This window comes from Stenotrophomonas sp. JC08, from assembly GCF_052180205.1.
Classification (GTDB): Bacteria; Pseudomonadota; Gammaproteobacteria; order Xanthomonadales; family Xanthomonadaceae; genus Stenotrophomonas.
This window is the reverse complement of the sequence record NZ_CP197473.1, coordinates 3031885-3052296: the sequence shown is the minus strand read 5'-3', so window position 1 is coordinate 3052296 and position 20412 is coordinate 3031885. Positions and strand designations below refer to the sequence as shown.

The following is a 20412-nucleotide window of genomic DNA, read 5'->3' as shown; positions in this document are numbered from 1 at the left end:
GGTTTCTTCAGGCGGGAATGGGAGAGGCCGGGATCAGGGCTGGGCCTGCTCCAGCGCGGCGCGTACCAGCGGCTCCAGCGAGGTCAGGCCGGCGTCACGCCCCAGCTGCAGCGCCTGCCCGGTGGAGGCGCCATCCACGCGCGCGCGCGCCAGTGCCAGCAGTGCGCCGACGCGGTTGCCGGAAGCGCAATGCAGCAGGGTCTTGCCGCTGTCCTGCTTGAGGATGCGGTCCAGCGTACGGGCGTTGGCCTCGGTGATGTCGGCGGCGCCGCCGATGGGCAGACGCACGTAGCGCAGGCCCAGCTGTTCGGCCGCAGCCGCTTCGTCATAGCCGCGCTGCTCATCGGGGCGGCGCAGGTCGATGATGGTGGTGACGCCGTTGGTGGCAGCTTGGCGCAGTTGCTGGGCGCTGGGCTGACCGGCGGTGTAGAGGCCCGGGCGTGGCTGGTGCAGCGGGGCTTCGGCGGCCGTGGCGGTCATGGCAAATAGCGAAGCGAATAAGAGCGTGTATTTACGAAGCATGGTCTCACCTCAGATCCTCAGGGGTGCGCGGGCGTTAAGCAGTTCGCGCAGTTCAAACCTGTCGGCAGCATCCAGCTGGGAGAACGGTCGCGACTGCAGTTCTTCAAGGCGTTGGAGCAGGCGTTGTTTTTCCAGCTGATTGATGGCGTCCTGCAACTCCTCGGCCCAGCTGGTCTCGTCGCCGGGCAAGGCCAGCGCGGCAAGCCTGTGCAGCGAGGCCTGTTCCTCGCGGTCGTTGAAATGCTCCAGCAGCGCGCCGGTGCTGATGTCCGGACGCTGTTCGACCAGATCCAGCAGTTCCAGCAACAGTTCGATACCGGGCAGGCGCAGGCCGCCGATGGCGTGGTGACCTTCCAGATTGATCGCCAGTGAGGGCTGTTGCAGCAGGATGGCGATGGCCGCACGCACCAGGCTGCGCTTCTGCACCGGCACGGTGCTGCGCACGGGCGGGCGTGTTGCGGCCGGTGTGGCGCTGCGGGTGCCGATACCGGTCAGCCGCGCCAGCTCCTGTTTCATCAGGTCGCCGAAGGCGCCATCGGGAATCTGCGCCAGCATCGGCCGCGCACGTTCGGCCAGCCGCGCCTTGCCGTCGAGCGTGCCGAGATTGATCTCGCGGGTCAGTTCGTCGAAGAAGAACTGCGACAGCGGTGTGGCCTGCTGCAGGCGCGTGTCGAAGCCATCGGCGCCCTCCTTGCGGACGATGCTGTCTGGGTCCTCGCCGTCAGGCAGGAACAGGAAGAACGCCTGCCGTCCGTCCTTCATCCGCGGCAGCACCGACTCCAGTGCGCGCCAGCCGGCACGGCGACCGGCGGCGTCGCCATCGAAACAGAAATACACATCCGGCGCATTGCGGAACAGCAGCTCGGCGTGCTCCGGGGTGGTCGCCGTGCCCAGTGTCGCCACCGCCTGGGTGACGCCGAACTGGAACAGGCTGACCACGTCCATGTAGCCCTCGACCACGATCAGCCGCTCGATCTTCTGGTTGGCCTGGCGCACCTGCCACAGGCCGTACAGTTCGCGGCCCTTGTGGAACAGCGCGGTCTCCGGCGAGTTGAGGTACTTGGGGCCGTCGTCCTTCTCGAACACGCGGCCACCGAAGGCGATCACCCGGCCACGGCGGTCGAAGATCGGGAACATCACCCGGTCGCGGAACTTGTCATAGACGTGGCCACGGTCGTTCTTGGAGAACAGCCCGACCCGGTCGAGCAGGGTCATGCGGCGCTCGTCCTTACCCAGCGCATCCTTCAATGCGCTGTAGCCGTCCGGCGCGTAGCCGATGGAGAAGCGTGCACGGGTGTCGGCATCGACGCCGCGGCCATCCAGGTAGGCGCGGGCCTTGTCGCTGCCCTCCAGCTGTTTCTGGAAGAAGCGGCTGGCCGCATCCAGTGCCGAGTACTGGTCGCGGCTGTCGTCCTGTTGCTGCTGGCTGCGCGGCTGGCTGTCGCGCGGCACTTCCATGCCGGCCTGCTTGGCCAGTTCGTCGACCGCGTCGAGGAACTCGAGGCGGTCGTAGTTCATCAGGAAACTGATCGCGGTGCCGTGCGCGCCACAGCCGAAGCAGTGGTAGAACTGCTTGGTCGGCGAGACCGTGAAGCTGGCCGAGCGTTCGTCATGGAACGGGCAGCGCGCCGCGTATTCCTTGCCCTGGCGCTTGAGCGGCACCCGTGAGCCGACCACTTCGACGATATCGGAGCGGGCCAGCAGGTCATCGATGAAGGCGTCCGGGATCCTGGCCATCTCAGCTCCGGATCCGTGGCCGGGTGCCAGCGTCCAGCGCCGCACGGCAAGCCGCGCCACTGCCGGGGGGGGCTGTGCGTGGGGAATTGGACACTGCGTCGGAAAGTCGGGCCATGTGGCAACAGAACGCACCGCCGTTGGAGCGGTACATGGCAAAAAGGTGGTTCAAGTGTACTAGCCCGCGTCGGAAGCGGCAGGAACCGGTGACGGCGCCCGCCGGGCGCGCGAGCGCTCGTCGATCACCGCGGTGATCAGTGCGCCACTGAAGAACACCACGCTGGCGTAGTAGATCCAAATCAGCATGATCACCAGCGTGCCCATCGAGCCATAGGCACTGCCGGGCGCGGCATTGGCCAGATACAGGCCGATGGCATAGCGGCCGAGCGCGAACAGTGCCGCGGTGATGGCGCCGCCCAGGAAAGACTGGCGCCAGCGCACGGGGCGGTCGGGCAGGTAGTGGTAGAGGAAGGCGAATCCCAGTGCGTACAGCACCAGCGTACTCAGATAGGCCACGGCCGGCAGCACCGAAGGCAGGTGCGCGAACACCACCTGTACGGCAGTGGTGGCGACCATCGAAACAATCAGCAGGAAACCCAGTGCCAGCACCACGCCGGCCGAGAACACCCGTTTCTTCAGCCAGCCGAGGATCCCGTCGAAACGGCTGGAGTCGGTACGGAAGATCAGGTTGAGCGCACTCTGCAGCTGGGCGAACACCACCGTGGCGCCGACAAACAGCAATACCAGACCCCACACCCCGGCCAGCGAGCCCAGATCGGGCCGGGCACTGGCATTGGCGATGACCGTGGTCGCGACGTCGGCCACGCTGGCCCCGGCCAGTGCGCCGATCTGGTCGACCAGCGCCTGCTGCGCCGGCGGATACAGCGAGGCGGTCAGCCACAGCAGCAGCACCAGCAGCGGTGCCAGCGACAGCAGGGTGTAGAAGGCCAGCGAGGCGGCCTGGGTCATCACATCGGCGTCGGCGAAGCGGCGGATCAGGGCGGCCGGCAGGCTTCGCTGCAGCTGTTCCATTCGCGAGGTGAAGGTGGGCAGCAGGCGGCTGGCTGGCATCGGATCTCTCGCGCGGCATCAGGGGGCTGTTCTAGCAAAGCCGGGCGTTGGTGCGGATGAAGCGGGCGCATCCATGCACGGGTGTGCCCGGCTTGCTCCGGGCGTGCAGTGGTGAAGGTTGTGGGCGGCGTTGCCCGCCGGTGCATCCGCTGGCGTTGCACCAGCCAGGTGGCCGGGTGCGGAAACGACGAGGCCCGCACAGTGGCGGGCCTTGTCGTTTGCCGGGGTGGCGCGGGCCGTGGCCTCAGCTGGCCAGCGTCTGCTTGATCAGCTTGGAGACCAGGCCCATATCGGCCTTGCCCGCCAGCCTGGGCTTGAGCACGCCCATCAGCTTGCCCATGTCGGCCGCGCTGCTGGCGCCGGTCTGGGCGATGGCGGCGGTGATTTCCGCCTGGATCTCGGCCTCGCCCATTTTGGCCGGCAGGTAGCGTTCGATCACCGTGATCTCGTCGCGTTCGATCACCGCGAGGTCTTCACGGTTGGCGGCCTCGTACTGGGTCACCGAGTCCCGGCGCTGCTTGACCATTTTGTCCAGCACCGCGATCACCGCCGCGTCGTCCAGTTCGATGCGCTCGTCCACTTCACGCTGCTTGATGGCGGCGTTGATCAGGCGGATCACGCCCAGGGAGTGCTTGTCGCCGCCCTTCATGGCGGCCTTCATGTCGTCGGTCAGCTGTTGCTTCATGCTCATGGATCACCTCGATTGCGGGATCGGAATTACGGTCGGGACGCCGGACACGGTATGGCGGAAACGCAAAAAGCCGGCGACGCGGATGCGTGCCGGCTCTCGCTCCAGTACGGAAGGACGGTGCCCTCCGTTCAGGAGTTGCGTCCGATCAGTACAGGCGCTGACGCTTGGTGACGTCACGCGAGGAACGACGCAGCTGGCGCTTCACGGCAGCAGCGGCCTTGCGCTTGCGTTCCTGGGTCGGCTTTTCGTAGAACTCGCGCTTGCGGGTTTCGGCCAGCACGCCGGCCTTTTCGCAAGTGCGCTTGAAGCGGCGAAGAGCAAACTCGAAGGGCTCGTTCTCGCGGACTTTTACGCTGGGCATGGAATCTCCGGGACACAATGAAACCGGGTCACGCCCGGCGAGCCGCGTATTATATCGGCTTTGATGAGGCGCGCAAGGGGTCGATGGCCAGAAGCATCACGACCCGTGCGTTGCACTGCGGTGGCGGCCGCTGGAATGGCGTGGTGCGGCACTTCCGGCGCATCGCCAAGCCGCCTGCACGGGTTCACAATAGTGGCATGAAAGTACTCGGTATCGAATCATCCTGCGATGAGACCGGCGTGGCGGTGTATGACACCGGCCTGTCCGGGGCGGCGGCGCTGCGCGCCCATGCGGTCTACAGCCAGATCGCCCTGCATGCCGAATACGGCGGCGTGGTGCCCGAGCTGGCCAGTCGTGACCATGTGCGCAAGACCCTGCCGTTGATCCGGCAGACCCTGGACGAGGCCGGTATCGCCATTTCCGAGATCGACGGCGTGGCCTATACCGCCGGTCCGGGGCTGGTTGGCGCGCTGCTGGTCGGCGCCGGGGTGGCGCGTTCGCTGGCCTGGGGGCTGGCTGTGCCGGCCATCGGCGTGCACCACATGGAAGGCCATCTGCTGGCACCGCTGATGGAGGACGATCCGCCGGCGCCGCCGTTCGTGGCGCTGCTGGTGTCCGGCGGGCACACCCAGCTGATCGCGGTGGAGGCGATCGGCCGGTACCGGTTGCTGGGTGAAACCCTGGACGATGCCGCCGGCGAGGCCTTCGACAAGACCGCCAAGCTGATGGGTCTGCCATATCCGGGTGGTCCGCAGCTGGCCCGACTGGCCGAGATCGGCACGCCGGGACGCTACAGGTTCGCCCGGCCGATGACCGACCGCCCGGGGCTGGATTTCAGTTTCTCCGGCCTGAAGACCCAGGTGCTGCTGGCCTGGCGCGACAGCGACCAGAGCGAGCAGACCCGCGCCGACATCGCCCGCGGGTTCGAGGATGCGGTGGTCGATACGCTGGCGATCAAGTGCGAACGCGCGCTGGAGGCGGCCGGCTGCGACGTGCTGGTGGTGGCTGGCGGGGTCGGCGCCAACAAACGCCTGCGCGCCAGGCTGCAGGACGCGGCACAGCGCCGTGGCGGCCGGGTGTGTTTCCCGCGCCCGGAGCTGTGCACCGACAACGGCGCGATGATCGCCTTCGCCGGCGCGCTGCGGCTGCAGGCCGGCCAGCACACGTCGGCGGAAATCAAGGTCACCCCGCGCTGGGACATGGCCACGCTGCCACCGTTGCACGCCGGCGGCTGAGCGCGTCCGCACATCGCCCACGCCGGGATCACACCGGCAGCCGTGGCGGCAGGGAATTTTGTCGGCGCCCGTCCTGCCAGTAACGGCGCCTCCGTGGTGGCCACGGCAGGCTCAGCGACGGGCCGTTACCATGTCGCTTCATTTACTGCGACGTATGCAATGGACAAGGTATTCATCGAAGGGCTCGAGATCGACGCCCTGATCGGCATCTACGACTGGGAGCGGCGCATTCGCCAGACCCTGGTGTTCGATCTGGAAATGGGCTTTGACAACCGCCGCCCCGCCGCCACCGACGACATCGCCGACACCTTGAACTACAAGGCGGTGAGCAAGCGGCTGATGGAATTTGTGCGTGCCTCGGAGTTCGGGCTGGTAGAAACCCTGGCCGAACGCTGTGCGCAGATCGTGCTGGATGAGTTCGGTGTGCAGTGGCTGCGGCTGAAGCTGAGCAAGCCGGGCGCGGTGCGGGGCGCGCGTGCGGTGGGAGTGGTGATCGAACGCACGGCCGGGACCGCTTGAGGCGCCCGCCGGCGGTAGTGGCGGTGCGGTATCTGTAGTTCCCACGTCCCTTCCTGGCGCGGCGCTTCGGCAAGGAGCGCCGCCCGGCGGCAGGCGTGGTTCTGAAAAAATGGAAAGAGAGGCAACCTGATGGCGGTAATCGGAATCCGTTGGCTGGACCAGCTGGAAAACATGCTGGCGCCGTACCCGATGGCGTATCCGGCGGTGGTACTGGCGGCGCTGCTGCTGGTGGCGTGGCTGGCCAACTTCATCACCAAGCGCATCCTGCTGCGCGGCCTGCGCAAGGTGATCGAACGCATTTCCAGGCCCGATCGCAACGGCAAGCAGCCGCTGCGGGTGATCGCGCGTCTGGCCAATATCGTGCCATCGGTGGTGATCGCCGCCGGTCTGGCGATCGTGCCGGAGTTGCCGCCGGGGCTGGTCAAGGGACTGCAGGCGCTGTGCCATGCGTGGACCGTGCTGACCATCGCGCTGGCGGTGTCGCATGCGCTGGATGTGTTCAACCAGTTCTACGAGCGGCGTCCGGATGCGCGCAACAAGCCGATCAAAGGCTACCTGCAGGTGGCCAAGATCGCCGTGTTCGTGCTGGCGGGGCTGTCGATCGTGGCGACCCTGTTCGGGGTCAAGCTGCTGCATGTGATCACCGGCCTGGGGGCGGCCACGGCGGTATTCATGCTGATCTTCCAGGACACCATCCTGTCGCTGGTGGCCAGCGTGCAGATCAGTGGCGATGGCCGCGTGCGCATCGGCGACTGGATCGAGATGCCCAGCCAGAATGCCGATGGCGATGTGATCGATATCGCCCTGCACACCGTCACCGTGCAGAACTGGGACAAGACCGTCACCAGCATTCCGACCAAGAAGCTGGTCACCGAGTCGTTCAAGAACTGGCGCGGCATGCAGGAAGCCGGCGGGCGGCGGATCAAGCGCTCGATCTATCTTGACCAGCACAGCGTGCGTTTCCTGGACGATGGCCTGCGTCCGCGCATCTACCAGTTCGCGCTGCTGCACGATTATCTGGCCGGCAAGCGCGAAGAGCTGGGGCAGTGGAATGCCAAGGTAGCGGAGCGGTATCCGGAGCCGGTGAATTCCCGCCGGCTGACCAACCTGGGCACCTTCCGTGTCTATGTAGAGCGCTACCTGCGCAACCATCCGCAGATCCACCAGGACATGACCCTGCTGGTGCGGCAGATGGCACCGACCGAACATGGCCTGCCGCTGGAAATCTACTGCTTCACCGCGTCCACCGCCTGGGGGGATTACGAGGCGACGCAGTCGGACATCTTCGACCATCTGCTGGCGATCCTGCCCGAGTTCGGGCTGCGGGTGTTCCAGCAGTCTTCCGATGCGATGTTCATGGGCCTGCAGCGTGCGCAGGAAGCCGCCGACGCGTAACGGTCCGGCGCTGCTGGACTGTATGCCGGGGCTGGCCGGGCACTGCGGAAATGATGGCCGCGCCGGTCCCTTGACACCGGCGCCGCTAGAATCGGCGCTTTGCACGCGCCCATAGAGGATTGCCGGTGGCTTCGGACCGCATCGAATCGCTGCTTGCCCGGATGACGGTCGAAGAGAAGGTGGGCCAGTTGGGCGTGTTCGCCGACATGGTCCGCCCGTTCGCACCGGACGTGAACCCGGAGGCCAATGTGCGCAACGCCGAGCAGGTGCTCGAGCAGGTGCGCGCCGGCCGCGTCGGCTCGCTGTTCAACGGTGTCGGTGCCGAGGCCGGGCGGCGTATCCAGCAGGTCGCGGTGGAGGAAAGCCGGCTCGGCATTCCGGTGATCCTGGCCGCCGACGTCATCCACGGCATGCGCACGGTGTTCCCGATTCCGCTCGGCGAGGCGGCCAGTTTCGAGCCGGAGCTGGCCCGGCGCACCGCCCGCGCCACGGCGGTTGAAGCCACGGCGGCAGGTATCCACTGGACCTACGCGCCGGCGGTGGATATCGCCCGCGACCAGCGCTGGGGCCGCGGGGCCGAAGGTGCCGGCGAGGATGTAGTGCTGGGCTGCGCGTTTGCCGCCGCCCGGGTGCGCGGCTTCCAGGGCGATGACCTGCAGGCGGCCGACGCGCTGCTGGCCACGCCCAAGCATTTCGCCGCCTACGGCGCGGTGGCCGGGGGCATGGAATACGCGCAGGTGGATATCTCACCGCAGACGCTGCGCGATGTGCACCTGCCGCCGTTCAAGGCCGCTCTCGATGCCGGCGCGCTGGCGGTGATGAGCGCGTTCAACGACATCAACGGCGTGCCGGCCAGTGCCAACCGCTGGTTGCTGACCGACCTGCTGCGCGGGCAGTGGGGCTTTCAGGGTGTTGTGGTGTCCGATTACACCGCCGACATGGAGCTGGTGGCGCACGGCTATGCCGCTGATGCCCGCGATGCCACCGCCAAGGCGTTCCTGGCCGGGCTCGACCTGAGCATGCAGAGCGGCTTCTACGCCGAGCACCTGCCGGCGCTGGTCGAAAGTGGGCAGGTGCCGATGGCGCTGCTGGACGACTCGGTGCGGCGGATGCTGCAACTGAAGGAGGCTATCGGCCTGTTCGATGATCCGTACCGTTCGCTGGATCCGGCGCGCGAACGCGATCACTCCCACATTGCCGCCCACGATGCGCTGGCACGCGAGGCGGCGCGGCGCTCGGTGGTGCTGCTGAAGAACGAGGAGGCCGTGCTGCCGCTGCGCAAGGCCGGGCAGAAGATCGCGCTGATCGGCCCGTTCGCGCAGGACTGCGACAACATCGAAGGCTGCTGGACGCTGTTCGGTGACCAGTCGCGCTATGTGCCGCTGGACGTGGGGCTGCGGACGCGACTGGCTGATCCGGCGTTGCTGGACGTCGTGGCCGGCTGTGCGCTGGAAGCGCCGCTGGACGGGGGGATCGAGCAGGCCGTTGCCGCGGCCCGGCGCGCCGATGTGGTGGTGCTGGCCCTGGGCGAACCGCAGCGCTACAGCGGTGAGGCGCAATCGCGGGTGGAGATCACCCTGCCGGCGGCGCAGCAGGCGCTGGCCGAAGCGGTGGCGCTGACCGGCAAACCACTGGTGGTGGTGCTGCGCAACGGCCGCGCGCTGGCCTTGCACGGTGCGGTGCGTGACGCGCAGGCCATTGTCGTGGGCTGGTACCTGGGCACGCAGACCGGGCATGCGCTGGCCGATGTGCTGTGTGGCGACTACAGCCCTTCAGCGCGGCTGCCGGTGAGTTTCCCGCAACACTCCGGGCAGCAGCCGTATTTCTACAACCATCCGCGTACCGGCCGGCCGGAGCTGCCGGGCATGTCCGAATTCAAGGCGCGCTGGCGTGAAATCAGCAACGCCCCGCTGTACGCGTTCGGCCATGGCCTGACGTACACCACCTTCGCCTATGGTCCGCCGCAGCTGGACACGACGCAGCTGGAGTGGGATGGCGAGCTGGAAATCACCGTGACGCTCACCAATACCGGCGCGGTGGCCGGCGAGGAGGTGGTGCAGCTGTATGTGCACGACCGGGTCGCGAGCCGGGTGCGCCCGGTGCGCGAGCTGAAGGCGTTCACCAAGGTCGCGCTGGCGCCGGGTGAGTCGCGGCAGGTGGCCTTCCGTCTGGATCGCCGGCAACTGGCGTTCACCGGCGCCGATGGCCAGTGCCGTGCCGAGCCGGGATGGTTCGATGTGTGGGTGTGCGCCTCGTCGGCAAGCGGCGAAGCGGTGGGCTTCGAACTGCTGGCGCCGCGCTGAGGCGGCAACCTGCGCTGCAGCGCCGCTGCCAGTGGCTGACGGCGGCGCGCGGGGGGATCAGCCGGCCTTCGGCGTGAGCTTCAGCAGGCGGCCGCCCTGGCCATCCTTCTGGTCTTCCAGCAGCCAGATCGCGCCGTCCGGGCCCTGTTCCACCTCGCGGATGCGCTGGCCCATGTCGAAGCGTTCGGCCTCGTGGGCGGTGTCGCCGTCGAAGGCCACCCGCACCAGTGCCTTGGAGGAGAGGCCGCCGATGAAACCGCTGCCCTGCCACTGCGGGAACAGCGCGCCGTTGTAGATGATGAAGCCGGCCGGCGAGATCACCTGCCGCCAGGTCACCACCGGGGCGATGAAGTCCGGACGGGTGGCGTGGTCGGGAATATCGCGGCCGTCGTAATGGTCGCCATCGGAGACGATGGGGTAGCCGTAGTTGCCGCCGCGCTGGATCAGGTTCAGCTCGTCGCCACCCTTCGGTCCCATCTCGTGTTCCCACAGCCGGCCGTCGGCATCGAAGGCGATGCCCAGCGCGTTGCGGTGGCCCAGCGACCAGACCTGGTCGGCGGGTGAGCCCTGCGCGGCGAACGGGTTGTCGGCCGGCACGCTGCCATCGTCGTTGAGGCGGATGATCTTGCCCAGATTGCCGCCCATGTCCTGGGCCGGATCGAACTTCTGCCGGTCGCTGGAGGTGATCCACAGCTTGCCGTCCGGACCGAATGCCAGGCGGTGGCCGTAATGGCCGCGCCCGGTCACCTTCGGCGTCTGCCGCCAGATCACCTGTGCATCGGCCAGCTGCCCGCCGCCATCGGCGTCGAGCTCCAGCTTCGCGCGCGCCACCGCGGCACCACGGGTGTCATCGTCACCGTCTTCGGCGTAGCTGTAATAGACCAGTCCGTTGCTGGCGAACTGCGGATGCACGATCACGTCACCGAAACCGCCTTGGCCGCCATAGGCCACGGCCGGCACGCCGCGGATCTCGCCGCGCTTGCCGGTTGCCGGATCGAAGCGCACCAGCGTGCCGGCCTTCTCGGTGACCAGCAGGCTGCCATCGGGCAGGAAGGCCATCGCCCAAGGCTCGTTGAACTGGCCGCTGGCGGTGGCGGTGAACGGCCACTGTGCCGGCGAGCGCGCGGCGTCGGCCGCCGGATCGGGTGCGGCGGCACAGGCGGTGGTGAGCAGGGCCGGAGTGAGGGCCAGGGTCATGGCCAGCAGCACGGAACGGGGCATGGGGATCTCCAGAGTGGGAAACGTATGTCCAGCCGCGCTATTACAGCATGGCGGCGGCGGGTGCCGGTGCTGGCCCAGGGGAACGTGGCGATGGGTCCTATACCGTAGCGACCGGCGCCCACGTCCGGGCGCTGTAGTGGAGCCGGTGCCGGCTCGCGCTGCTGTCGGCGCCACCGCAGCACGGAAGATGGCGCCGGACCCAGAGGGTGGACTCAGCCGGGCGGGGGCGGCTCCGGTTCGGCCTGCGTCGGCGTATGCCGGGCGACGATACCGGTGGCGGTCACCCCGCCGGTGGCGTTGCCGATGGTGCAGAACACATCGGGAATGGTGTCCACCGCCAGCAGCACGCCCAGCGGCTCCACCGGCAGGCCCAGGCTCTGGGTGATCGGCAGGTTGTTGGTCATGAAGTTGGCCTGGCCGGGCAGGCCGGTGGAGCCCATGCTGATCGCCGCCGCCAGCAGCACCGTCACCGCGTACTGCGAGGCGGAAATATCGATGCCATACAGCCACGCGATGAAGCTGGCCACGGCGATGTACTGCGCCGGGCTGGTGATGCGGAACAGCGATACCGCCATCGGCAGCACCAGCGAGGTCAGCGCCGCCGGATAGCCCAGCCGATTGCGCGCGCTGTCGATCATCACCGGCAGCGAGGCCAGCGACGACTGCGTGCTGCCGGCGATCGCCTGCACCGGCAGCAGCGCACTGGCGAAGCGACGCAGCGGCTCGCCGGCGGCGAGGCGGGCGACCCCGTACAGCAGCAGGGTGATCAGGATGTAGACCACGCACATCAGCACGATGTACCAGCCGAGGATGCCGAGGATGCTCATGCCGACCTCGGCGCAGACCACCAGCACCAGCGCGAACACGCCCACCGGCGCCGCCCACAGCACCCAGCGCACGATGGTGATCATGGTGTCGGCGACGATGCGGATGATGTCCAGCAGGCGCTCGCGGCGGCTGTCCTCCTGCCGGCTCAGCGCGAAACCGAAGAACATCGCGAACACCACCAGCGGCAGCATCGACGCCGAGGCGGCGGCAGCCAGTGCATTGCTCGGGATCAGCGCGCCGATCCACTGCGCGGCGCTGGGCGGGGTGGTGGTCACTGCCGGTGAGCTCAGTGCATCGCGGAACGTCTGGATGGTGGCCGCATCACGCGGCACCAGTTCCAGCAGCGCCGGGGTGACCAGTGCCGAGAAACCGGCGGCGGCCACCAGCAGCACCAGGAACACGATGATCGCGTTGCGCGCGGTGCGTCCGGAGGCGGCGGCATTGCTGGCGGTGTTGACGCCGACGATCACCAGCGCGGTGACCAGCGGCACCACCGTCATCTGCAATGCATTGAGCCAGAGCCGGCCGATGGGACGCGCGAAGGCGGCGATCTCCAAGGCCAGTGCCTGGTCGTAGCGGGTAAGTGAAAGGCCGACGACCGTGGCCAGTAGCAGCGCGATCAGGACCTTGACCGGGGCGGAGATTCGGGAGCGTCTGGCAGGAGGGCTGGCTGTCATCAACGGGTGACCTGGTCAGGGAGGGGACAAGATGCCCGCAGGCACGCGAATGCTCAACGGCGGGTCGCCACAGGTGCAGGCGGTAGCCCGCCACGCCAACAGGCCGGTCAGCCGGGACAGCATGGGCGGGTGCGGGTCATGTGGCGGCTCCTGTGATCAGTTGTCGATCAGCTGGTGGATGCGTTCCTGGTTCACGGCCAGCTGGCGCTGCCGGTCCGGATTGGCCTGGCACAGCAGCACGAACACGAAATCCAGCAGGTACTGCAGCGAGCAACGGTACAGCAGTTGCGCGATGGGTGGTTGCGGATCCTGCGCGCAGATCGCCAGCGCCGCATCGGCATGCGCGCGCAGCGGATTGGCGGTGTGGCGGGTGATCGACACGACCTTGCCGCCGACCTCCTGGAACTGGCGCGAGAGCTGCCACAGTTGCGGCAGCTTGCCGAATTCGGAGAACACCAGCAGCACATCGCCGGCCCGCGCGGCCGACAGGTTGGCGGTCATCAGGATCGGATCGGCGTGCTGCACGGTGAGGATGCCCAGCAGCGACAGCCGCATCGCGAATTCGCGGGCGTACAGGCCGTCATCGCCGAGTCCGTAGACGAACACCTTGGGCGCGGTGTCGATCAGGCCCACCACCGCCTCCACCTCGGCCTGCGGGTTGGCGGTCAGGGTCTCCTCCTCGGCGGCGACCTTGGCCCGGCGCAGGGTTTCGGCGGCGAGCAGGTAACCGCCGGGTTGTTCCTCCGGCGGCCATTGCGTGCTTTCACCGTTGCCGGCCAGGGCAACGGCGGCACCGACCGAGTACTTCAGGTCCGGATAGCCCTTGAAGCCCAGTTTCTGGCTGAACTTGACCACGCTGGACTGGCTGATATCCAGCGCGTTGGCCAGCTGCTGCGAGGAGTAATCGCGCAGCAGGTGGGCGTTGTCGAGGATGAAGTCGGCGATGCGGCGTTCGATGGCCGACATCTGTTCGCGTTCGGAGCGGATTTTTACCAGAGGTGGCATGGACGGCAGGTCGGTTGCGATGGGGTGACTCTAGGGAGATTTTGCGGCAGCGGTAAGGCTTTGTTTCCTGTCTGTGTTATTGCGGCGCAGGCGAAAGGGGCTTCGCTGTTGCTGTTGCCCGAGGCTGTCGCTCTGGATGTTCCCGCCGTAGAGCGGGTCGCGTCCGGCCGTGTTTCTTTTGGCTGACTTTTCTTTGCACGGGCAAAGAAAAGCAGCTCGCTCCCCGGAGGGGGGTGAAAGCTCTTGTTCCTGATCTGATGTTTGTCCCTGCAGATCGGCAGGAGCAGAGGCAAAGGCTTTCGCTCCTGCTGCGCGAGGACCGAGTCACTTTCTTGCGCGTGCAAGAAAGTAACCAAAGAACACGCCACCGGGACGCGGGCCGATGCGATGAACCCGCATCGACCTCCTGCGCTCCTCGCGGCTCGGGGCGGCGCGGAACTCGCTGCGCTCAGACACCCGCGCCTTCTTCCCCCGATCCGCTGCGGTGCTCGGCCCGCTCTACGGTGGGAAGAGGGCAAAAGCCCAGTGCTGGAATCATCTGTATCAGCGGCCGCCACCTCCGGAAACAGAACAGCACCCGGCATGGCGGGTGCTGCGACAAGGTCGGCGGCGTGTGTGCCGATGGCGGCGGCAGCCGGGGAGAGTGCCGTTGCCGCCGCCATCGGGATCACCGCTTGATCATTTCCAGCCCGCGTACCTCGACGATGCCGAGGCCCGGGGCGTCGGTGATGGTGATCTCCGATTCGTTGAAGATCACGCCGCCCTCGACCGGGTTGAACTGGCCCAGCGACGGGCCGTCCAGGTCCACCTTGCTGATCGCGCCGGACTTGGCCGCCGCCAGATGCACCGCCGCGGCCACGCTGATGCTCGATTCCAGCATGCAGCCGATCATGCACGGCACGCCGTACAGCGCGGCGATGTCGGCGATCTTGATGGCGTTGGAAATGCCGCCGGTCTTCATCAGCTTGATGTTGATGATGTCGGCGGCGCTGTGCTGGATCAGCTCGAACACCTGGTGCGGGCTGAACACGCTTTCATCGGCCATCACCGGCGTGTTGACGCGCTCGGTGACGTACTTCATGCCGGCGAGGTCATTGGCCTTGACCGGCTGTTCGAGCAGCTCCAGCACCACGCCGGCGTTCTCCAGCGCGTTCATCGCATACACCGCCTGCTTGGCGGTCCAGCCCTGGTTGGCGTCCAGCCGCAGCAGCGCACGGCCTTCGACCGCGGCATGGATCGCCTTGACCCGCTCGATGTCCAGGCCGATGTCCTTGCCGACCTTGATCTTCAGCGATTCGAAGCCGCGCTCCAGTGCCGACAGCGAATCGGCCACCATCTTGTCGATGTAGTCCACGCTGATGGTGATGTCGGTGGTGATCACCGGATCGCCACCGCCCAGCATCTGGTACAGCGGTGCGCCGTGCAGCTGCGCCCACAGGTCGTAGATGGCGATCTCCACCGCCGCCTTGGCGCTGGTGTTGCGCTCCATCGAGGATTCGATCAGCGCGCAGATGCGGTTGAGGTTGCTGATGTCCTGGCCGATCAGGCGCGGCTTGATGAAGGTGTTGATGGCCTCGATGATCGAGCCGTGGGTGTCGCCGGTGATCACCGCGGTGGCCGGCGCCTCGCCGTAGCCGGTGTGGCCGCTGTCGGTGCGTACCAGCACCACGATGTCCTCGACCGTATCCACGGTGCGCAGGGCGGTCTTGAACGGGGTTTTCAGGGGCACACGTAGCATGCCCAGTTCGATGTCGGTGATCTTCATTTGGTGGCTTGCGGACGGATGCGCTGGATGTTGGTCATGCGGTCGATGTAGCTGGCGGTGTCGCTGGCCATCATCGGCTCCAGCGGTGTCACCGAGACGCCGTTGAGCTGGGCGTGGATGCGTTTGCCGTCGGCGTCGAACCAGCTGCCACCGGAGGTGTCGTGGATCATCCACGTCATGCCGTTGGCGGTGCCCAGCATCATCATCACGTGGCCGGGGATGTAGACCAGATCGCCCACCTGCAGGTCGGCGATGGCGGCTTCGCGCGTGGCCGTGTCGTCCTTGTCGGTGAACGGCAGGCGGTCCAGCGCCGGGCTGATCGCCTGCGCGCTGGTGTTGCGCGGCAGCAGCACGCCGAAGCTGCGGTAGATCTCCGAGACGAAGCCGCTGCAGTCGCGGGTGTTGTAGGAATGACCCCAGCCGTAGCGCTCGCCGAGGAACTTGAACGCCTGGGTGATCAGGTTGGCGCGGGTCAGCGGCAGGTAGTCGTCGGAGGTTTCCTGCGAGCGCGGCAGCAGCGCCGGCACCAGCGCAAGGCTGCCGTCGTCGTTGCGCACCGGCAACTGGATTACATGGGCGGCATGGGCCTGCTGGCCGTTGACGGTGTCCATTACCGGCCAGTCGGCCAGCACCGGCACGCGCACGCCCATTTCCAGCTGCAGGTTGGAAACCCGCGGCTCTTCCGGGGTGTAGGCGGTGGTGGCGGTGGCACCGGTGATCACCCGGTACGGGCCTTCCTTGCCATAGCCGAACACCTGGTCGGCGCTGCCGGTGCCGACGAAGCGCTTTTCCATCCACGCGGCGTAGCGCTCGCTGGCGACGAACACCCACTTGCCGTCGGCGCTTTCATGCAGCACCGCCACCGCGTCACCGGGGAACAGCGCCGATTCCTGGAAGCGGTCGATGTCGGTATCGCCCTTGCTGCTGAACACACGCAGGTCGGTGGGGAAGGTACGCAGCGCGGCGCGGTGCACGACCAGTCCGTACTGGATCGGGCGGCTGGCCGGGATCGCTTCCAGACCGAGGTTGGCGGTGATGGCCTGCAGCTGCGCGGCACTGACCTGTCGGCCCTGCACGTCGTACAGGGTGCGGGTCGGTGCGTTGGAGATCGCGTCGATGTGCTCGCGGACCAGGGTGCGCGGCAGGGTTGCCGGCAGTTTGTGGAGGTCGATGATCGAGGCGTCGAGCTGGCGCATGCGCAGGTTCTGCGCGGTGATGTCGGCGCGGTCGAGGATCAGGGTGTCGGCATCGGGCAGCTGCGCGATCCATGGCTGCGGGGTGAGCAGCGCCTCCTCCAGGCCGATGATGCCGGCATAGGCGGGCGCCATCTGCACCGGCGTCGGTGACAGCGCGAACGCCGGCCCCGCACACAGTGCCGTGGCGAGGATCAGGGCCCGGGACAGCGGGGCAAGGCGTCGGCGCTGCGGCAGCGTCGGGATGGCGATCATTGGGACTCCCCCTAAACAGTGGTGCCTTGGAATACTTATTCCTTTCGTCTGCGAAAGCAAGAATAAATTATTGACCGGGTGCCGGGCGCATGTTACACAACCGTTACCACCCTGCACGAGAGAAGTGTTGCCGTGGCTCCAGCGACCCGCACAACTCCTGTTCCGTTTGCTGCAGCCGGTCGCTGGCTTGGCAATGCGTTGCTGTGCGCGGGCAGCAGGCCGCAAGGGGACGGGGTGCTGGATCCGGCGCAGGGCGACCGGAAGCCGATGGACAGGAACATCGCTGTGCCGGCTTGCGGGCCGGCGGCATTGCCTGCCTCCATACCGGCGGACGCGGCCCCCGTCGTACCGGATTCAACAATAACTATGCCCACCCGTCGAGGGTGGAGAAGTGGCGTGGCCGCCTGCAAGCCTCCGGTTCGCAGGCAGGCAGCCACTGTTTCGATCCGTGGGATTCCGGCTTCGTGTGGCAGGCATCGCCGCCACCGGGGGAATAAACAGTTGTTCGTGGTTCTACTTTGAAAATCTGCTGGAGAGGGCAGGGGATATGAATACCAAAATGTTGAAAAAAGCGGCGCTGTCGGTCGCACTGGGCACCTGCCTGGGCGTGATGGCGCAAGGCGCAATGGCGCAAAGTGCGACCGGTGCGATTGCCGGCCGTGCCAGTACCGGCGACCAGATCACCATCATCAACAAGGGTACCGGGCTGACCCGTACCATCACCGTGGGTGCCGATGGCGCCTACCGCCTGAACCAGCTGCCGGTGGGCGACTACAGCCTGCAGGTCAAGCGTGACGGCGAGACCGAGGGCGAGCCGCTGTCGGTCAACGTGTCGCTGGGTGGTACCACCACCGTCAACCTCGGCGGCGACAGCGGCGCGGTGACGCTGGATTCGGTGCAGGTGCGGGGGTCGCAGATCATCAACCGCGTGGACGTGTACTCCACCGAATCCTCGTTCAACATCAACCGCGAAGAGCTGGCACGCATGCCGGTGGAGCAGTCGATGAGCTCGGTGGCGCTGCTGGCCCCGGGCGTGGTCTCGGGCAACTCCGGCTTTGGCGGCATCAGCTTCGGTGGCTCGTCGGTGGCCGAGAACGCGATCTTCGTCAACGGCCTGAATGTCACCGACATCTATGACCGCCAGGGCTATTCGGCTCCGCCGTTCGCCTTCTTCAAGGAATTCCAGGTCAAGACCGGCGGTTACTCGGTCGAGTTCGGCCGCTCCACCGGTGGCGTGATCAACGCCGTGACCCGCTCCGGCTCCAACGAGTTCGAAGGCGGCATGCAGGTGACCTTCGAGCCGAGCGCGTGGCAGTCCGCCGGCCGCGACCATTACCACCCGGGCAGCACCACCGCCGGCCACTTCGCCAGCCGTGACTCGTCCTCCTTCACCAAGACCAACGTCTGGGGTTCCGGCCCGATCGTGAAGGACCGGTTGTTCATGTTCGCGATGTACGAGGACCGCAATTCCCGTTCCAAGTACAGCAACGGCACCAGCGGCTGGGGCAATGGCCGTACCGATGACGGGTTCTGGGGCACCAAGCTGGACTGGAACATCACCGACAACCACATCCTGGAGCTGCTGGCGTTCTCCGACGACAGCGAGAGCAACAGCCAGTCCTACAAGTACAACTGGGACACCGCCACCATCGGTGACCGCACCGGCACCAATACCAGCGAAGGTGGCGGCACCAACTGGTCGGGCACCTATACCGGCTATTTCGGGCAGAACTTCACCGCCAAGGCGATGATCGGCCGCAACGAACGCAAGGCCAACAGCCTGCCGGGTGGCGCGGACACCTGCGACTTCATCACCAGCAACAGCACCTATTCCAGCATTCTTGATTCGATGCCGAACAAGACCCTGGGCTGCTCGCCGAGCCGCAGTGTGGTCGATATGACCAACACCCGTGATGCCGCCCGCCTGGACTTCGAATGGTCGCTGGGCAACCACCTGATCCGCTTCGGCGCCGACCGCGAAGAGCTGAAGACCGAGCAGCTCTCGCGCTACTCCGGCAGCGGCACCATGTACACCGCCTATGTGCCCAAGCCGGGCTCGGAAGTGTTCGGTGGCGCCGGCGTCTATATTCCGGCGGACGTGACGCAGATGCTGATGGGGCGTCGCAACCTCTCCGGCGGCAAGTTCGAGACGGTGGCCAATGCGTTCTACATCGAGGACCAGTGGAGCGTGACCCCGAACCTGCTGCTGACCCTGGGCGTGCGCTCGGACAGCTTCAACAACAAGGTCGCCGACGGTTCTTCCTTCATCAAGCAGGACAACCTCATCGCCCCGCGTGCCGGCTTCTCCTGGGACATGATGGGTGATGGCAGCACCAAGCTGTTCGGCAACGTCGGCCGCTACTACCTGCCGGTGTCCAACAACATCAACGTCAGCTTCGCCGGTGGCCTCACCGACGAATACAGCTACTTCGCCCTCAATGGCTGGACCGAGAAGGTCAATCCGATCACCGGCAGCACCTACATGGAGCCGATCTTCGGTGGCCAGATCGGGCCGACCGACACCAGCATGAACACCGGTTCGGGCGACCTGCGCCAGAGCGTGTCCAGGGACATCGACGCGGTGTACCAGGACGAAGTGATCCTCGGCTTCCAGTCGATGATCAACCAGGCCTGGTCGTGGGGCGTCAACGCCACCTACCGCAAGATGGACCGTGCCATCGACGACATCCGCATCAACCACACGCCGTGTGGCCCGGTCGGCAAGAGCCTGTGGGTGGTCGGCAATGGTGGCGGCGACGTGACCATCTGGGGTGACAAGTCCATTGGCTGTGCCACCGACGGCTGGATCACCATCGACACCTCGAAGGACGGCTACATCAAGGGTGGCAGCGGCGAGGTGGTGGGCTACAAGAAGCCCAAGCGCACCTACAAGGCCGTCGAGTTCCAGATCGACCGCGCGTGGGATGACAAGTGGATGTTCAACGCGTCCTACCTGTGGTCCAAGAGCGAGGGCAACCTGGAAGGTCCGACCAACTCCGATACCAACTTCGGTTCCACCGGCATGGTCCAGTACTACGACCATCCGGCGGTGAACGAGCGTTACGGCGTGCTGTTCAACGACTTCCGCCACCAGTTCAAGTTCCGTGCCGGCTACCAGATCAACGACCAGTGGTCGGTGGGCTCGACCCTGCAGGTGCAGTCCGGTGGTCCGATCACCGCGTTCGGCGTGTTGTGGCCGGATGACAGCCTGGCGGCCGGCAACTTCGCCACCGAAGGTTCCGGTGGTGGTTCGGGTTGGCTGTGCGTTGCCAACTGCGACAAGGGCTGGGACGAGCGGGTGCTCGAGCCGACCGCGCGCGGTGCCTTCGGTCGCCTGCCGTGGACCTGGAACATGGGCGCCAACGTCACCTGGCGTCTGCCGGTGGAGAGCGTGGACCTGACCGCACGCCTGTCGGTCTACAACCTGTTCAACAACCAGACCGTCATCAACGTGCACCAGCGCTACGAGGCCTCGCCGGGCGTCATGCGTGACACCTTCGGCACCGGTACGCGCTGGCAGTCGCCGCGCTACACCCAGCTGGTGGTGACCTGGAACTTCTGATCCGGTCGGGCGCATCGTTGATGCCGCCGCGGTTCTGATTTTCACTTGCTGGCGGCCCTTGTAAGGGGGCCGCCA

At 66.6% G+C, this 20412-nt stretch carries 15 protein-coding genes; 5 read left to right on the top strand and 10 right to left on the bottom strand.

Annotated features, from left to right (window positions below; all coding sequences use genetic code 11):
* Positions 1-33: 33 nt before the first annotated feature.
* From ACSBPQ_RS14030 to rpsU, 5 genes are all read right to left on the bottom strand, one after another.
* Positions 34-480, bottom strand: a complete 447-nt coding sequence (locus ACSBPQ_RS14030; RefSeq protein ID WP_442682711.1) for a fused DSP-PTPase phosphatase/NAD kinase-like protein — start codon at positions 478-480, stop codon at positions 34-36.
* Positions 481-531: 51 nt separating this feature from the next.
* A complete protein-coding gene (gene dnaG, locus ACSBPQ_RS14025; RefSeq protein ID WP_442682710.1) occupies positions 532-2259 on the bottom strand; it encodes a DNA primase in 1728 nt (575 codons plus the stop codon).
* Positions 2260-2433: 174 nt separating this feature from the next.
* Entirely contained in the window at positions 2434-3327 is an 894-nt protein-coding gene (locus ACSBPQ_RS14020; RefSeq protein ID WP_442682709.1) for a YihY/virulence factor BrkB family protein, read from the bottom strand.
* A 244-nt stretch (positions 3328-3571) separates the two neighbouring features.
* Positions 3572-4018 carry a GatB/YqeY domain-containing protein gene (locus tag ACSBPQ_RS14015; protein ID WP_442682708.1) on the bottom strand — a complete coding sequence of 149 codons (447 nt, stop codon included), beginning with the start codon at positions 4016-4018 and terminating at the stop codon, positions 3572-3574.
* A 145-nt stretch (positions 4019-4163) separates the two neighbouring features.
* Positions 4164-4379, bottom strand: coding sequence for a 30S ribosomal protein S21 (rpsU, locus tag ACSBPQ_RS14010; protein ID WP_002808376.1), 216 nt, complete (start codon positions 4377-4379; stop codon positions 4164-4166).
* A 197-nt stretch (positions 4380-4576) separates the two neighbouring features.
* Here rpsU and tsaD point away from each other — a divergent pair, with 197 nt between their 5' ends.
* The 4 genes from tsaD (at position 4577) to ACSBPQ_RS13990 (ending at position 9831) form a co-directional block, all read left to right on the top strand.
* Positions 4577-5614 (top strand): tRNA (adenosine(37)-N6)-threonylcarbamoyltransferase complex transferase subunit TsaD, encoded by a 1038-nt coding sequence (tsaD, locus tag ACSBPQ_RS14005; protein ID WP_442684599.1) that lies wholly within the window; start codon positions 4577-4579, stop codon positions 5612-5614.
* 159 nt (positions 5615-5773) lie between these two features.
* A complete protein-coding gene (folB, locus tag ACSBPQ_RS14000; protein ID WP_442682707.1) occupies positions 5774-6133 on the top strand; it encodes a dihydroneopterin aldolase in 360 nt (119 codons plus the stop codon).
* Positions 6134-6262: 129 nt separating this feature from the next.
* Positions 6263-7528: a mechanosensitive ion channel family protein gene (locus ACSBPQ_RS13995; RefSeq protein WP_442682706.1), complete on the top strand. Its 1266-nt coding sequence runs from the start codon at positions 6263-6265 to the stop codon at positions 7526-7528.
* A 125-nt stretch (positions 7529-7653) separates the two neighbouring features.
* Positions 7654-9831 (top strand): glycoside hydrolase family 3 N-terminal domain-containing protein, encoded by a 2178-nt coding sequence (locus tag ACSBPQ_RS13990; protein WP_442682705.1) that lies wholly within the window; start codon positions 7654-7656, stop codon positions 9829-9831.
* A gap of 57 nt (positions 9832-9888) precedes the next feature.
* Here ACSBPQ_RS13990 and ACSBPQ_RS13985 read toward each other — a convergent pair whose 3' ends face one another.
* The 5 genes from ACSBPQ_RS13985 to ACSBPQ_RS13965 all read right to left on the bottom strand — a co-directional run bounded on the left by ACSBPQ_RS13985 (position 9889) and on the right by ACSBPQ_RS13965 (position 16775).
* On the bottom strand, positions 9889-11052 hold the full coding sequence (locus ACSBPQ_RS13985; protein ID WP_442682704.1) for a PQQ-dependent sugar dehydrogenase: 1164 nt from the start codon (positions 11050-11052) through the stop codon (positions 9889-9891).
* 212 nt (positions 11053-11264) lie between these two features.
* A complete protein-coding gene (locus ACSBPQ_RS13980; protein WP_442682703.1) occupies positions 11265-12557 on the bottom strand; it encodes a dicarboxylate/amino acid:cation symporter in 1293 nt (430 codons plus the stop codon).
* A 156-nt stretch (positions 12558-12713) separates the two neighbouring features.
* On the bottom strand, positions 12714-13562 hold the full coding sequence (locus ACSBPQ_RS13975) for a MurR/RpiR family transcriptional regulator (protein WP_442682702.1): 849 nt from the start codon (positions 13560-13562) through the stop codon (positions 12714-12716).
* Positions 13563-14229: 667 nt separating this feature from the next.
* Positions 14230-15327, bottom strand: coding sequence for a dipeptide epimerase (locus ACSBPQ_RS13970; RefSeq protein WP_442682701.1), 1098 nt, complete (start codon positions 15325-15327; stop codon positions 14230-14232).
* The gene (locus ACSBPQ_RS13965; RefSeq protein ID WP_442682700.1) at positions 15324-16775 is read right to left on the bottom strand and encodes a C40 family peptidase; all 1452 of its coding nucleotides are present in this window, start codon (positions 16773-16775) and stop codon (positions 15324-15326) included. Before ACSBPQ_RS13965 ends, ACSBPQ_RS13970 begins: the two co-directional genes overlap by 4 nt.
* A gap of 547 nt (positions 16776-17322) precedes the next feature.
* Here ACSBPQ_RS13965 and ACSBPQ_RS13960 point away from each other — a divergent pair.
* Positions 17323-20337 (top strand): TonB-dependent receptor, encoded by a 3015-nt coding sequence (locus ACSBPQ_RS13960; protein ID WP_442682699.1) that lies wholly within the window; start codon positions 17323-17325, stop codon positions 20335-20337.
* Positions 20338-20412 lie beyond the last annotated feature (75 nt).